Genomic DNA, 13,717 nt, shown 5'->3' on the forward strand with positions numbered 1-13,717 from the left:
GGGACCCCGTGGTGGCGACGCCGGGTGGACGGTCCCGGCCCGGCCCCGGATCAATCCCGGATTAGATCCGGGACGGGCCCGTTCGGGATGACGGTGAATTAGGATTTGAAAGAGTGAACCGCCTGCCCGATCCGGCTGGCGGTGGTGAGCCAGCACATCGCGCCGAACACGCCGGCGATCCACGGGAACCAGGCCGGGAACAGGCAGATCGCGACGAAGCAGGCGATGGTCTCCGCCCCTTCGGTCAGGCCGCCGAGATAGAAGATCGACTTCCGCCCCCTCGCCTCGCTCGTCACCCCCCGCTTGGCGGCGATGATGGCGTAGGCCAGGAAGGACGCCCCGGTGCCGATGAAGCTGAAGATCAGGAAGGCGGCGAACACCGCCTCATCCGGCTGGCCGAGGGCCACGCCGAACACCACGGCGCTGTAGAAGATGAAATCCAGGACGATGTCGAGATAGCCGCCGAGGTCGCTCGGCCCGCTCGCCCGGGCCACCGCCCCGTCCAGCCCGTCGGCGAGGCGGTTGGCGAGGATCAGCGCCAGGGCGATGTCGTAGCGCTGCAGGGCGAGCGCCGGCACCGCGCCGAGCCCGACCAGGAACCCGGCCACCGTCACCGCATTGGCGGAGACCCCTGCCCGGGCGAGCCGCCGGCCGGCCGCGTTCAGCGGCGGATCGATGACCCGGCGGAGGGCCGCGTCGAACACGCGCTCACTCCGCCGCCTTGGCGCGCTCCGCGTCGGGGCTGCCGGCCGTCTGGCCGTCGCCCGGATCCTGGTGCGGCTGCTCGGACATCTCCTCGGCCGCCCGCAGCAGCTTGCGGTAGGTGCTCACCGACAGCGGGATGGTCGCCAGATAGACGATCAGCACGATGCCGAGCGAGAACCACGGCGCGCTGATCACCGCGGCGATCACCAGCCCGGCGCCGATCAGCGTCGGCAGCACCCAGCGCTGGGGCACCTTCATCTGCTTGAAGGAATAGGTCGGGATCTGGCTGACCATCAGCAGGCCGACACCGGTGAGCCAGACCGCCACGAAGACCGGCGCGTCCTTCAGGCCGAAGTCGAACTGGAAATCCAGGATCATCGGCAGCAGGGCGAGACCGGCACCGGCCGGCGCCGGGACGCCGGTGAAGTAGTTGTAGGCGAAGGCCGGCTTGTCGTCGTCCAGCCGCACGTTGAAGCGCGCGAGGCGTAGCACGCAGCAGGTGGCGAAGAACAGCACCGCCATCCAGCCGAAGTTCTGCAGCTCCACCATGGACCACAGGAACACCACGAGGCCGGGCACCACGCCGAAGCAGACGAAGTCCGACAGCGAGTCGAGCTCCGCGCCGAACTTCGACTGGGCGCGCAGCAGACGGGCCATCCGGCCGTCCAGGGCGTCGAACACCGCCGCCAGCAGGATCATGGCCACCGCGAACTCCCACCGGTCGGCGAGCGCGAAGCGCAGGCCCGACAGGCCGAAGCACAGCGCCATCACGGTGATGATGTTCGGCAGCAGCTTGTTGAAGGACAAGCCGCTGAAGCGTTGACCTCTGCGCCGGCGCAGACGGCTCATCGCACCGCCCCTTCCCGCGCCTTCTCGCCGCTGTCCAGGTCGGCGATCACGGTCTCGCCGGCGACGCAGCGCTGGCCGAGCGCGACCAGAGGAGCGACGTCCGGCGGCAGGTACACATCCACCCGGCTGCCGAAGCGGATCATGCCCATGCGCTCGCCCGCCAGCAGACTCTGGCCCTCGCTGATCTTGCAGACGATGCGGCGGGCCACCAGCCCGGCGATCTGCACGAAGGCGGTGGGCCGGCCGTCCCGGGTCTCCATGGCCACGAGCTGGCGCTCGTTCTGCTCGCTCGCCTTGTCCAGCGAGGCGTTCACGAAGGCGCCGGGGACGTAGGCCAGCTTGGTGATCCGCCCGTCCACCGGGATGCGGTTCACGTGGACGTCGAAGACGTTCATGAAGATGCAGACCCGCTGCACCTCGCCCTCGCCCATGGCCAGTTCCTTGGGCCAGGGGGCCGGGCCGACCGAGACGACCACGCCGTCAGCCGGGCTGATCACCAGCCCGTCGCGCACCGGGGTGACCCGGTTCGGATCGCGGAAGAAGTACACGCACCACGCCGTCAGGATCAGCCCGGGGACCAGAAGCCAGTCGGCGATGAGGGCAAGGACGATCGTCGCAACGGCGAAAATCGCGATGAACGGTCGCCCTTCCCGGGCGATCGGTACGAGAATTGAGTTCAGCACGGCTGTTTTCCGTCGATCAGTTCACCGTCGGCAGGCCGAAGACCTGCCCGGGATAGATCAGATCCGGATCCTGGATCTGATCGCGATTGGCGTCGTGGATCTGCACATAGCGCAGTCCCTCGCCGTACACACGGGTCGCAATGACCCATAGATTGTTACCCGGCTGGATAACCACAAGACGGTCGTTCGGCAAACCCTTGAGCGGTGCCGCCCGCACGAAGGGGAAGGCCACGCGCGCCTTGACCTTTCCGCCCGGCTCCACCTTGTCGACCCGCAGGTTATAGTTGCCCGGCGCCACCGGCTCCTTCGGGGTGAGCTGCCAGCGCCCTTCGGCGTCGGCGGTCGCGCTCCCGGCCGGCTTGTTGTCGATATAGACCTCCACATCGGCATTCGGTTCGGTCCGGCCGCCGAACACCACCTCGCCCTTGTCGTCGTATTCGATCACGTCGACCGACACGTCCTCGGCCTGGGCCACATCGGCGGCGGCGGGCTGATCGGCGGAGGACGGCGCCTTGGACGGCTCCGGGAAGGCCTTGACCACGGCGGAGGGCGCGGCCGGGGCCTGGCCGGCGCCGGAGGCCGGCGCGGCGGCGCTCTGCTCGGGCTTAGTCTCGGCCGGGCGCGCGTCTGCTGCCTGTGTCTGGCCCGGCTGGGAGGTGTCCGGCTGCGCCTGGGTGGTCTGCTCTTGAGCGGTCTGCGGCCGACCAGCCTGTGTCTGTCCCTGCGCGTCGGCGGTCGCCGCGGGCGCCGACGTGTCCGGCGTCACCGGACCGGCGGCGGGCGCCTGCAGCACGCGGGTGGCCCCGCCCGTCGCCTCGTTTCGCGGCATAACCATGGCCAGCGGCTGGCTCGGCTCGGTCGACTCCCGACCGGCGATGTCCTTGCCGGGTTCCGGCACCACCAGGACCACCGCCTCCTCGGACTCGGCGTCCTCCGCCTCGCCGGACTGGCGCAGGGTCAGCGCGAACTGGCCCGGGCCGAGTTGATGGTCGGGCAGGAACACCCACTCGCCCCGCTCGTCGCTGGTGACCTTGCCGATCTCGCGCTCGCCGTCGAGAATCGTGACCTCGGCATTCGGCTTGGCCCGGCCGGCGATGACCGTGTTGCCGTCGGGATCGACGCGCACGATGTCGAAGCTCGGCTTGCGCTTGGCGATGGCCGCCGCGCTCTCCTTCGGCTGACCGCCGGCGGTGGCCGGCTGCTTCGCCGCGTCGCGCTTCGGCAGGACGGAGCCGTACTGCGTGGAGCCCGTCGCGGGCGCGGTCGCGCTGCCCTTCTGGGAGCCTGTCGACGGGCTTGCCGGCGCACTTACGGTCGTCGATGGTTCGTCATCGTCGCCGGGGACCAGCCAAAAGTTCAGACCCAGCGCCGCGAGGATCGCGACACCGCCCATAACGCCCACTATTGCCGGCTTTGAAACCATCAGGCTGCGGCCCTTTTCGTTTCACGCACATTAAACCCACAGGACGCATCGTACAATCGCGGTCCAGGTGATTGACCTTCCCGGCCGGCGGTGCGAAAGACGGCCTCATGAGCAAGTCAGATCACCAATCCATTTGCGTCTTCTGCGGATCATCTTCCAGGGTTGACGAGATTTACAAGAACGCCGCCACCGACATGGGCACCCTGATCGGGGCCCGTGGCGACACCCTGATCTATGGCGGCGGGCGGGTCGGCCTGATGGGCCTGGCCGCCGATGCCACCCTGGCGGCCGGCGGCCAGGTGATCGGTGTGATCCCGAGCTTCCTGCAGCACCTGGAGGTCGGCCATGGCGGGCTGAACGAGCTGGTCGTCACCGACAGCATGCACGAGCGCAAGCGCATCATGTACGAGCGCGCCGACGCCTTCGTGATCCTGCCGGGCGGGCTGGGCACCCTGGACGAGACCATGGAGGTCCTGACCTGGTCCCAGCTCAAACTGTCGGACAAGCCGGTCGTCATCGTCGACGTCAACGGCTTCTGGCAGCCCCTGCTCGCCCTGATCGAGCACACGATCGGCGCCGGCTTCACCCGCGAGGAGAACCGCGGCCTCTACAAAGTGGTCGACGGTCCCGCTGGCGTCTTCGACGTCATCGGCAACTGGCATGCACCCGAGAGCGACCTGAAGGCCAAGTGGCTGTAAAGGTGGCCTTGAACCGCGGCGGCCCGGTGATATTGTGCCGCCGACCTCACCGAAGTCCCGACCCGACACACATCCTCAGGAGTACGCAATGGCGAAGATCAAAGTAGCCAATCCGATCGTCGAACTCGACGGCGACGAGATGACCCGGATCATCTGGCAGATGATCAAGGACAAGCTGATCTTCCCCTATCTCGACATCGACCTGAAGTACTACGACCTCGGCGTCGAGGCCCGCGACAAGACCGACGACCAGATCACCATCGACTCCGCCAACGCGATCAAGGAATACGGCGTCGGCGTGAAGTGCGCGACCATCACCCCGGACGAGGGCCGGGTCGAGGAGTTCGGCCTGAAGCAGATGTGGCGGTCGCCGAACGGCACGATCCGCAACATCCTGGGCGGCACCGTGTTCCGCCAGCCGATCATCTGCAAGAACGTCCCGCGCCTGGTGCCGGGCTGGACCCAGCCGATCGTCATCGGCCGTCACGCCTTCGGCGACCAGTACCGTGCCACCGACTTCCTGGTGAACGGCCCCGGCAAGCTGACCATCACCTTCCAGCCGGAAAACGGCGAGCCGATCACCCGCGAGGTCTACGACTTCCCGGGCAGCGGCGTGGCCATGGCCATGTACAACCTGGACGAGTCGATCCGCGGCTTCGCCCGGGCCTGCTTCAACTACGGACTCGACCTCGGCTGGCCGGTGTACCTGTCGACCAAGAACACGATCCTCAAGGCCTATGACGGCCGCTTCAAGGACCTGTTCGAGGAGGTCTTCAACGCCGAGTTCAAGTCCAAGTTCGACGCCAAGGGCATCGTCTACGAGCACCGCCTGATCGACGACATGGTCGCCTCGGCGCTGAAGTGGTCGGGCAACTTCGTGTGGGCCTGCAAGAACTACGACGGCGACGTGCAGTCCGACACCGTGGCCCAGGGCTTCGGCTCGCTCGGCCTGATGACCTCGGTGCTGATGACGCCGGACGGCAAGACCGTCGAGGCCGAGGCCGCCCACGGCACGGTGACCCGTCACTACCGCCAGCACCAGCAGGGCAAGGAGACCTCGACCAACCCGATCGCGTCGATCTTTGCCTGGACCCGGGGCCTGTCCTTCCGCGCCAAGTTCGACGACACGCCGGAAGTGGCCGAGTTCGCCCAGAAGCTGGAGAAGGTCTGCATCGACACCGTCGAGAGCGGTGCCATGACCAAGGACCTGGCCCTGCTGATCAGCCCGGATCAGCCGTGGTTGACCACGCAGCAGTTCCTCGCCAAGCTGGATGAGAATTTGCAGAAGGCCATGAGCTGAGGACACACATGTCGCCACGTTCACTGGTTGCTGCCGCCGCGGTCTTCGCGGCGGCACTCGTCTCTCTGAGCGCGGCGGCTACCGCGGAATGCGTTCCCGGTGAATTCAAGGACGGGTGGCTCCTCGAGCAGGAGCTCAAGGGGGGCCACACCGTCGACCGCCACGTCGCCAAGAGCGATGCCTGGCTGATCGACCGGCTCAAGCGCGAGCCCAACATCCCCGCCGCCAGTTCCTTCCCCGACCGGGTCACCGCCCGCCAGGTCATCGGCCTCGCCCTGATGCCGGACAAGACCGACCTGGACGATTGGGCGACCAAGGCCCGGGGCGGCGACGTCGCCGAGATCCGCATGGCCTTCGAGCAGCCGATCGGCCGGCTCGTCCAGCGCGGCACGGCCGTGGCGGTCCCGGCCCACGGGCTGCGGCTCTTCGTGATGGCCGACGGCACCGGCAAGTGCCACCTCCTGACCGCCTACCCCACCACCCATCAGTGACGCCCGGCGGTCTCCGCCGGTGACCGAGCTTGCGCCGCTGCTGATCGCCGCCGTCGCCGGGGGTGCCCTGCTCGGCGGACTGGCCAGCGGATTGGCCGGATTCGCCTTCGCCGCCACCACGCTGGGCATCTGGACCCATATCGTCCCCGCGCCGCTGATCTCGCCGCTGATCGTCGGCTGCTCGCTCGCGGTGCAGCTTCAGATCATGCCGATGATGTGGCGCCGGCTGGACTGGCGCGCCGCCGTGCCCTTCGTGATCGGCGGCGTGATCGGCGTGCCCCTGGGCGTTTGGCTGCTGAGCCAGATGTCGCCGGACACCTTCCGCCTGTTCGCCGGAATCGTGCTCGTCGTCTATGCCACCTCCGCCCTGGTCAGCCGGCGGATGCCCTCGGTCACCGTGGAGAACCGGGCGATCGACGGGGTGATCGGCTGGGCCGGCGGCGTGCTCGGCGGGTTCGCCGGGCTGTCCGGCGTGGTGCCGACGATCTGGTGTTCCCTGCGGCGCTGGCCCAAGGACCGCCAGCGCAGCGTCTTCCAGCTGTTCAACACCGCCATGCATGTCGCCACCCTGACCGGCTATGCGGCCGCCGGGAGGCTCACCCTGGAGGTCGGACAGCTCGTGCTGGTGGCCCTGCCCGCCGCCTGGCTTGGGGGCTGGCTCGGCTTCCGGGTCTATAACCGCATCAACGACCAGGCCTTCGCCAGGGTGCTGTTGATTCTGCTCGGGTTTTCCGGCGTCACCATGGTCGTGCCGCATCTCGCACGATAACCCTGACAAGCCTGTCGGGATATGTTAGTTGCTGCACCGCAACATTAGCTGGTGAGCGCCGTATTGTCGGCCTGCGACTGATATTCTTCATCAAATCGGATTTGAGTGATGACGCTCCCCAATTCGTCGAGCGATCGGATTGGCCGCCTGTTCCGGTATTGGACCGAGCTTCGCACGGACGGCGCCGTGCCGGGCATCGCGACCTTCGACCCGCTCCACGTGGCCGACCTGATGCCCAATCTCTGGATGGCCGGCTGGAAGGAAGAGGTCGGGGACTTCGTCTACCGGGTCGCCGGCGATGCGATTCTGACCACCGTCGACCGGCCGATGCATCACCGCAGCCTGCGCGAGATCTATCCCGCCGCCCTCGCAGACCGCCTGCGCGAGCGGTTCACGCGGGTCTGCGGCACGCCCTGCCTCTACCACGCCAAGGGCACCATCTACCTGCGCATCGGCCGCTACGGCGCGGGCGAGCGGCTGATCCTTCCGTTCCGCGACCGGGACGGCAGCACTCCCGTCGTCCTGGGCTGCACCGATTACCAGTTCGTCGCGCAGAGCGGCCGCATCGGCGCCGGGGCTGACGAAGACCTCGTCGAGATCGTGAATTTCCTCACGCTCGACGGCGAGCCGATGCTCCAAGACCGGGCCGTTCTTTCGCCAACGTCTGTCTGACCTATCCCTTTTAAAGTTTTATTATCAATTTATTGAAAGGCGATCTTTGAGTATTACTTGATGCAATTCCGGCGGGTGGAAGTGCTTTAAGAGACATTTTAACGACATATAATGAAAGTTATTAATTTGTTGCATCCCCACCGCGACCGCATCCTGAAACCCGAGATCCAAGGCACATAACCCGCTGGATGAGGGAAGCGCGATGTCGTTCCCGCTATGCCGAGACAGCCGCATCGCCCAGTTCTACGACTACTGGAACGGCCTGAGGACGTGCGGCGGGATCCCCGGCCTCGCCGCCTTCGATCCCATCGAGATCGCCCCCCTCCTGCCCTGCATCTGGAAGATGCATTGGGACGAGGAGGCGCAGGATTTCGTCTACGGCCTGGCGGGAGAAGAGATCCTGACGGCGTTCGCCACGCCCCTGCGGCACCGCAGCCTCGGCGAAATCTACGACCACGACGTGTCGGAAACCCTGCGCAACCGCTACCAGGCGATCTGCCGGACGCCCGGCGCGTTCTATGCCCGCGGGCAGATCTATCGCCATCTCGGCCGCTACGGCACCGGGGAGCGGCTTGTCCTGCCGCTGACGGACGGACAGGGGCGGCCGCGGATCGTCATCGGCTGCACGGTCTACAGGACCTCGCAATGGCCGAACCCGGCCTTGAGGCCGCCGTCACCGGAGCCGGACCTCGCCCTGTTCACGACGCTGGATGGGGCGCCGCTGGAGCGGGTCAGAGCAGCAGGTTGAGATAGCTGCCCGGCGGTGCGTCCGGGTCGATGTTGTCGTTGGCGATCAGCACCATCAGCCGCTGGATCTGACGCTCGATCTCCGCGTCGGTCGTCGCCGTCTTCAGCCGGTAGCCGCGCGGGGGGGCCGCCCGCTCGGCCGGTGCCGGAACCGCCGGGGCATCGACCCGCGTCGGCACCAGGGCCCGTCCGCCGGTGCGGCTGGGAATGCGGGAGTCTCCGGGACCGGTCGGACGCAGCGCCATGGAAGATACCCCTGGGGAAAGGCCTTTGGGTCAATCGGCGGGAATGATACCTGAGTTCGCGGCGCCCGTCAGGCCCCGCGGCCCTGGTCGGCGCCCTTGCCGAGGATCGGCTCCAGCCGGTCCATGCCCTTGTGCAGGGTCTCGGCACTCGCCGCGAAGCACAGGCGCAGATACCCCTCGCCCGCCGGCCCGAAGGCGCTGCCCGGGGCCAGGCCCACATTGGCCTCGTCGATGATCCGCTTGGCCATCGCCAGGCTGTCGGTCATGCCCTCGACCGCGAAGAAGGCATAGAACGCCGCCTTCGGCCGGGCGGCACGCACCATCGGCCAGGACTCCAGCCGGTCGAACACGATGTCGCGCCCGGCCTGGCACTGGACCCGCAGGTCCTGGATCACCGGGTCGCCCTCGCGCAGGGCGGTGATGGCGCCGCGCTGCAGGAACTGCGGCACGCCGGAGGTGGTGATCTGCACCAACTTGGCGATCACCGGGGCCAGCTCGGCCGGATGGGTCAGCCAGCCGAGACGCCAGCCGGTCATCATCCAGGACTTGGAGAAGGAATTGACCACGATCAGCCGGTCGTCCGGCTTCGCCACCTGCAGGAAGGACGGGGCGACGTCGCGGTCGAAGACGAGCTGGTGATAGACCTCGTCGGCCACCACCCAGATGCCGCGCGCGCGGGCGAAGTCCATCACCGCCTGCTGCTGGTCGCGCTCCATCAGCCAGCCGGTCGGATTGCCCGGGGAGTTGATGAAGATCGCCTTGGTCTTGTCGGTGACGGCGGCGAACAGCGCGTCGAGATCGAGCTCCCAGCCGTCCTCTTCCAGGGTAATGGACACGTCCCGCACGGTGCCGCCATGGACGGTCACGGTGGAGTAGATGTTCGGCCAGACCGGCCCGACGACGACCACCTCGTCACCGCGGTCGATCAGCATGTCCATGACCAGGTACAGGCCCGACATGCCGGCGGTCACCAGGCTCACCTGGCCGTCGGTCACGTCGACGCCGAACGTGCGCCGCGTATAGGCAACCAGCTCGTCGCGCAGCTCCTTGATGCCGCGCTGGTCGGTGTAGAAGGTCTCGCCGCGCATCAGGGAGTCGGCCGCCGCCTTGGCGATGAACTCGGGCGTGGCGCGGTCGCCTTCGCCGAACCAGAACGGCACCAGGTCCTTCTTGTCCCAGCCGTGCAGGGCGACCCGGACGATATCGGTCTCCTCGAGCGCGGCGACATCCTGGCGCAGGTCGGCCAGAAGCGGGCGAGACGGGGTGTTGGCGGTCATTCCGGGCTCCCATTTTGAACGCGCCCCCGATACCCCATCGCACCGGCAGGCGATAGGGCTTTTTCCGGCGCGCGGGTTGGGCTAATCGAAACCCATGGACAGCACGATCTATCTCATCCGGCACGGCGAGACCGTGTGGAACCGCACCGGCCGCCTGCAGGGCCATCTCGATGCCCCCCTGACCCATGCCGGCCTGGCCCAGGCCCATGCCATCGGCCGCGACCTCAGGCAGGTGCTCGGCGGCGCCGATTTCCTGATGACCGCGAGCCCGCTCGGCCGCACCCGGCAGACCGCCGCGATCATCGCCGAGCATCTGGGGCTCGATTTCGACGCCATCGTCCTGGACGACCGGCTGAAGGAGATCACCCTGGGCGACCATGACGGCTATGGCGGATGGGACAAGATCGACCGCGACCACCCGGAGCTGGCCGAGCAGCGCCGGCGTGATCCGTGGAACTTCCAGCATCCCAACGGCGAGTCGACCCAGATGGTGCAGGACCGCCTGCGCCCGGTGCTGGAGCACCTGAAGGCGACGCCCGGCATCCATGTGGTGATCGCCCACGGGGTGGTGAACAAGGTGTTCCGCGGGCTGTATCTGGGGCTGTCCAAGGAGGAGACCTTCGCCTTGGATCGCCCGCAGAACGCCTATTTCCGGCTGACCGGCGGGACCGAAGCGAGGCTCGAGGTGGATGTGGATGCCACGGTTTCGGCCGGGATCTGACCCTTCCCCCCGTTTCACACACTCCCCGGATTTATTCCGGGGCCCACTCTGGGACCACGCGCTTCACTCTCCCACCTGCTCACGCCGACGGGTGGGCCCCGGAATAAATCCGGGGAGTGCGGGTAGGCCGAATAACACTTCTTCGCTCCCCGGACCTGTTCCGGGGCCTACGGTGGGCCCACGCCCGCACCTCACCCGCCCTGCCGCGCCGACGGGTAGGCCCCGGAATGAATCCGGGGAGTGTGAAAAGAGTGGAGTTGCCCTCCCCCATCTCCCCGGCCCTGCGCCGGGGCCCAGGATCGGGGATGCCGGAGCGCCGCAGGATCATCTCCGGCGCTCCAGCGAGCTGCTCTAGCTCCCGGCTCAGGGCCGGGACAGGGTTCGCCGCGAAGCGGCTAACCCTGCTTCTCGCAGTGGTCCCGCACCAGCCGGTCGAGCGCCCGCACGCCGAAGCCCGACGCGCCCTTCGGCGTGGTCGGGCGATCCTTGCGGGACCAGGTGACGCCAGCGATGTCCATGTGGATCCACGGCACCTTGTTCACGAAGCGCTCCAGGAAGCACGCCGCGGTGATCGCCCCGCCCCAGCGGGCGCCGGCGTTCTTCATGTCGGCCACGTCGCTGTCCATCATCTTGTTGTAGGCGTCGCCCAGCGGCATGCGCCAGACCGCCTCGCCGACCGCGTCCGCGGCGGCCTGCAGCTCGCCCGCCAGCGTGTCGTCATTGGCGAAGTAGCCGCAGGTCTCCTCGCCCAGCGCCACCATCATCGCGCCGGTGAGCGTGGCGAGGTCGATCATGAATTCCGGCTTGTACTTGTCCTGGGTGTACCAGAGCGCGTCGGCCAGAACGAGCCGGCCCTCGGCATCGGTGTTGATGATCTCGATCGTCTGGCCGGACATGGACTTCACGATGTCGGACGGGCGCTGGGCGTTGCCGTCCGGCATGTTCTCCACCAGGCCGATCACGCCGATGACGTTGGCCTTGGCCTTGCGCTTGGCGAGCCCGCACATCAGGCCGGCCACGACGCCGGCGCCGCCCATGTCGAACTTCATGTCCTCCATGCCGCCGGCCGGCTTCAGCGAGATGCCGCCGGTGTCGAAGCATACGCCCTTGCCGATGAAGGCGACGGGCTTCTGGCTCTTCGGCCCGCCTTCCCAGCGCATCACGACCATCCGCGATTCGCGCTCGCTGCCCTGGCCGACGCCGAGCAGCGCGCCCATGCCGAGCTTGGCCATCTGCTTCTCGTCCAGGACGTCGATCTTCAGCCCCAGATCCTTCATCGCGGCGACGCGGTTGGCGAACTCGACCGGGAACAGGACGTTCGGCGGCTCGGACACGAGGTCGCGGGTGAAGGCCACGCCCTCGGCCACGGCGGCCTCGACGTCGTAGAGCTTCTTGGCTTCGGCATGGCCGTCGACCGACACCGTCACCTTGGCCAAGGTCGGCTTGTCGTCCTTGGTCAGCTTGGTCTTGTAGATGTCGAAGCTGTAGGACCGCAGGGTGATGCCCAGGGCCATATGGGCGGCGACCTCGGCTCGCTTGTCCTCCGCGGCCTCGATCATCACCGTGGCTTCCTTCTCGCCGCTGTTGGCCAGCGCGGCGTAGACGGTACCGCCCGCAGCCTCGGCGAACTTCGCATCGATCTTCGCCGGGTCGCCGACGCCGAGCAGCAGCACCCGTCCGGCGGGCGTGAACACGGTCAGCGTCTGCTGCGCCTTGCCGGAGAACCGGGAGCCGGCGATCGCCGTGCTGATCAGCCCTTTCGTCTCGCGGTCGATCTCGCGGGCGGTGGGCGACAGTTTGCCGCCCTCCATGACGGCACACACCACCGCACCCTTCTTCGGGCGGCCGGGCTTGGTGAAGGCGATCTTCATCGAATGCTCCCATGGTTGCGGGCAGGCTGACTTTGGGGTAGCCGTCTGGCTTGTGCGGTGTCAACGCCGCTCCTTGCGGCTATCATGCGCCGCCACAACGAATTTGGCGATACAGGCGAGACTGGCGATCCGGCGCGCGAATGCGGTTGAACCTCTACCTGGTACGACAAATCGTCACCGCGATGGTGTTCATCGTAGTGTCGCTGACCTGTGTGATCTGGCTCTCCCAGTCCCTTCGGTTCGTCGACCTGATCGTCAATCGCGGCCTGCCGATCCACACCTTCATCTACCTGACCGTCATGCTGATGCCGACCTGGCTGTCGATCGTCCTGCCGATCGCCAGCTTCGCCAGCGTGCTCTTCGTCTACAACAAGATGACGGCCGACCGGGAGATGGTGGTGATGTCCGCCGCCGGGCTCAGCCCGCTGCGTCTGGCGCAGCCCGCGCTGATCGTGGCCGTCGGCACCACCGCGCTCTGCTTCCTGATGACCGCCTATCTGATGCCGATGAGCTATCGCGGTTTCAAGGAACTGCAATGGCAGATCCGGCATAATTTCGAGAACCTGATCCTGCGCGAGGGCGAGTTCCGCACCCTGGGCGACGACCTGACTGTCTATGTCCGGACGCGCGAGGACGAAGGCACCCTGCTCGGCATCGTCGTGCACGACCAGCGCAACAAGGCGAAGCCGGTGACCCTGGTGGCCGAGCGCGGCGCCCTGGTCAGCACGCCCAAGGGGCCGCGCGTGATGATGGCCAATGGCAGCCGGCAGGAGCGCGACGTCGAGACCGGACGGGTCAACATCCTCTACTTCGACCGTTACACGATCGACCTCGGCGGCACCGACGAGCAGGAACAGCGCAACTACCGCGACGCCAACGAGCTGTTCATCCACGAGCTGCTCGACCCCACGGAGGCGGTCGCCACCGGCGGCAATGCGGCCGAACTGATCGCCGAGGGGCACCAGCGGCTGACCAGCCCCCTGCTCGCCCTGACCCTGACCGCGATCGGCCTGGCGGTGCTGCTCTCGGGCGAGTTCTCCCGGCGCGGCCAGGCGATGCGGATCATCGCCGCGGTCGTGCTGGCCGGCATCGCCGAGGCGGCCGGGCTCGGCACCAAATACCTGGCGGCCAAATCGCCGCCGATGATCGCGCTGATGTGGCTCGCCGTTCTGGTGCCTCTGGTCCTCTCGGTCGTGGCCCTGTCGCGCACGCGCCTGCGCAGCCGCTCCGCCGCCGCCCCGTCCTCCGCCGGGGCGGGCTGACGGC

The 13,717-nt window shown here is 67.5% G+C and carries 15 protein-coding genes; 8 read left to right on the forward strand and 7 right to left on the reverse strand.

Annotated features, from left to right (window positions below; genetic code table 11):
• Window positions 1-98: 98 nt before the first annotated feature.
• Genes ACOQOP_RS07920 through ACOQOP_RS07935 form a run of 4 tightly spaced genes read right to left on the reverse strand, consistent with a single transcriptional unit; the run spans window position 99 to window position 3,630 of the window.
• A complete protein-coding gene (locus tag ACOQOP_RS07920; RefSeq protein ID WP_420565779.1) occupies window positions 99-704 on the reverse strand; it encodes a CDP-alcohol phosphatidyltransferase family protein in 606 nt (201 codons plus the stop codon).
• Between the two features lie 4 nt (window positions 705-708).
• Entirely contained in the window at window positions 709-1,554 is an 846-nt protein-coding gene (locus ACOQOP_RS07925) for a CDP-alcohol phosphatidyltransferase family protein (RefSeq protein WP_420565780.1), read from the reverse strand.
• The gene (locus ACOQOP_RS07930) at window positions 1,551-2,237 is read right to left on the reverse strand and encodes a phosphatidylserine decarboxylase (RefSeq protein WP_420565781.1); all 687 of its coding nucleotides are present in this window, start codon (window positions 2,235-2,237) and stop codon (window positions 1,551-1,553) included. The genes ACOQOP_RS07925 and ACOQOP_RS07930 overlap by 4 nt, the downstream gene beginning before the upstream one ends.
• Window positions 2,238-2,253: 16 nt before the next feature.
• Window positions 2,254-3,630 carry an Ig-like domain-containing protein gene (locus ACOQOP_RS07935; RefSeq protein WP_420565782.1) on the reverse strand — a complete coding sequence of 459 codons (1,377 nt, stop codon included), beginning with the start codon at window positions 3,628-3,630 and terminating at the stop codon, window positions 2,254-2,256.
• A 137-nt stretch (window positions 3,631-3,767) separates the two neighbouring features.
• On the opposite strand from ACOQOP_RS07935, the gene ACOQOP_RS07940 reads away from it, so the two are divergent.
• The 6 genes from ACOQOP_RS07940 (at window position 3,768) to ACOQOP_RS07965 (ending at window position 8,338) form a co-directional block, all read left to right on the forward strand.
• Window positions 3,768-4,358 (forward strand): TIGR00730 family Rossman fold protein, encoded by a 591-nt coding sequence (locus ACOQOP_RS07940; RefSeq protein WP_420565783.1) that lies wholly within the window; start codon window positions 3,768-3,770, stop codon window positions 4,356-4,358.
• A gap of 88 nt (window positions 4,359-4,446) precedes the next feature.
• Entirely contained in the window at window positions 4,447-5,658 is a 1,212-nt protein-coding gene (locus ACOQOP_RS07945; RefSeq protein ID WP_420565784.1) for an NADP-dependent isocitrate dehydrogenase, read from the forward strand.
• 8 nt (window positions 5,659-5,666) lie between these two features.
• On the forward strand, window positions 5,667-6,149 hold the full coding sequence (locus tag ACOQOP_RS07950; RefSeq protein ID WP_420565785.1) for an RNase A-like domain-containing protein: 483 nt from the start codon (window positions 5,667-5,669) through the stop codon (window positions 6,147-6,149).
• A gap of 19 nt (window positions 6,150-6,168) precedes the next feature.
• Complete coding sequence (locus ACOQOP_RS07955; protein WP_420565786.1) at window positions 6,169-6,918, forward strand: sulfite exporter TauE/SafE family protein; 750 nt, start codon at window positions 6,169-6,171, stop codon at window positions 6,916-6,918.
• Between the two features lie 108 nt (window positions 6,919-7,026).
• A complete protein-coding gene (locus ACOQOP_RS07960; protein WP_420565787.1) occupies window positions 7,027-7,590 on the forward strand; it encodes a PAS domain-containing protein in 564 nt (187 codons plus the stop codon).
• Window positions 7,591-7,792: 202 nt separating this feature from the next.
• Window positions 7,793-8,338: a PAS domain-containing protein gene (locus ACOQOP_RS07965; protein WP_420565788.1), complete on the forward strand. Its 546-nt coding sequence runs from the start codon at window positions 7,793-7,795 to the stop codon at window positions 8,336-8,338.
• On the opposite strand, the gene ACOQOP_RS07970 is transcribed toward ACOQOP_RS07965, so the two are convergent.
• Window positions 8,322-8,582 carry a hypothetical protein gene (locus tag ACOQOP_RS07970; RefSeq protein WP_420565789.1) on the reverse strand — a complete coding sequence of 87 codons (261 nt, stop codon included), beginning with the start codon at window positions 8,580-8,582 and terminating at the stop codon, window positions 8,322-8,324. The genes ACOQOP_RS07965 and ACOQOP_RS07970 overlap by 17 nt on opposite strands.
• Before the next feature lie 68 nt (window positions 8,583-8,650).
• Window positions 8,651-9,859 carry a pyridoxal phosphate-dependent aminotransferase gene (locus tag ACOQOP_RS07975; RefSeq protein WP_420565790.1) on the reverse strand — a complete coding sequence of 403 codons (1,209 nt, stop codon included), beginning with the start codon at window positions 9,857-9,859 and terminating at the stop codon, window positions 8,651-8,653.
• Between the two features lie 94 nt (window positions 9,860-9,953).
• Between ACOQOP_RS07975 and ACOQOP_RS07980 the strand changes: the two genes are divergently transcribed.
• Window positions 9,954-10,580 carry a histidine phosphatase family protein gene (locus tag ACOQOP_RS07980; protein WP_420565791.1) on the forward strand — a complete coding sequence of 209 codons (627 nt, stop codon included), beginning with the start codon at window positions 9,954-9,956 and terminating at the stop codon, window positions 10,578-10,580.
• A gap of 395 nt (window positions 10,581-10,975) precedes the next feature.
• Here ACOQOP_RS07980 and ACOQOP_RS07985 read toward each other — a convergent pair whose 3' ends face one another.
• Entirely contained in the window at window positions 10,976-12,451 is a 1,476-nt protein-coding gene (locus ACOQOP_RS07985; RefSeq protein WP_420565792.1) for a leucyl aminopeptidase, read from the reverse strand.
• A 140-nt stretch (window positions 12,452-12,591) separates the two neighbouring features.
• Here ACOQOP_RS07985 and lptF point away from each other — a divergent pair, with 140 nt between their 5' ends.
• Window positions 12,592-13,713, forward strand: coding sequence for an LPS export ABC transporter permease LptF (lptF, locus tag ACOQOP_RS07990; RefSeq protein ID WP_420565793.1), 1,122 nt, complete (start codon window positions 12,592-12,594; stop codon window positions 13,711-13,713).
• Window positions 13,714-13,717: the final 4 nt, after the last annotated feature.

Source organism: Thalassobaculum sp. (assembly GCF_965223715.1).
Lineage (GTDB): Bacteria > Pseudomonadota > Alphaproteobacteria > Thalassobaculales > Thalassobaculaceae > Thalassobaculum.

Bases quoted from the DNA above. Each gene is read 5' to 3' on its own strand.
- ACOQOP_RS07970 (WP_420565789.1), bottom strand. From the start codon at position 8,582: ATGGCGCTGCGTCCGACCGGTCCCGGAGACTCCCGCATTCCCAGCCGC.
- ACOQOP_RS07945 (WP_420565784.1), top strand. From the start codon at position 4,447: ATGGCGAAGATCAAAGTAGCCAATCCGATCGTCGAACTCGACGGCGAC.
- lptF (WP_420565793.1), top strand. From the start codon at position 12,592: ATGCGGTTGAACCTCTACCTGGTACGACAAATCGTCACCGCGATGGTG.
- ACOQOP_RS07935 (WP_420565782.1), bottom strand. From the start codon at position 3,630: ATGGGCGGTGTCGCGATCCTCGCGGCGCTGGGTCTGAACTTTTGGCTG.
- ACOQOP_RS07950 (WP_420565785.1), top strand. From the start codon at position 5,667: ATGTCGCCACGTTCACTGGTTGCTGCCGCCGCGGTCTTCGCGGCGGCA.
- ACOQOP_RS07965 (WP_420565788.1), top strand. From the start codon at position 7,793: ATGTCGTTCCCGCTATGCCGAGACAGCCGCATCGCCCAGTTCTACGAC.
- ACOQOP_RS07940 (WP_420565783.1), top strand. From the start codon at position 3,768: ATGAGCAAGTCAGATCACCAATCCATTTGCGTCTTCTGCGGATCATCT.
- ACOQOP_RS07960 (WP_420565787.1), top strand. From the start codon at position 7,027: ATGACGCTCCCCAATTCGTCGAGCGATCGGATTGGCCGCCTGTTCCGG.
- ACOQOP_RS07980 (WP_420565791.1), top strand. From the start codon at position 9,954: ATGGACAGCACGATCTATCTCATCCGGCACGGCGAGACCGTGTGGAAC.
- ACOQOP_RS07925 (WP_420565780.1), bottom strand. From the start codon at position 1,554: ATGAGCCGTCTGCGCCGGCGCAGAGGTCAACGCTTCAGCGGCTTGTCC.
- ACOQOP_RS07975 (WP_420565790.1), bottom strand. From the start codon at position 9,859: ATGACCGCCAACACCCCGTCTCGCCCGCTTCTGGCCGACCTGCGCCAG.
- ACOQOP_RS07985 (WP_420565792.1), bottom strand. From the start codon at position 12,451: ATGAAGATCGCCTTCACCAAGCCCGGCCGCCCGAAGAAGGGTGCGGTG.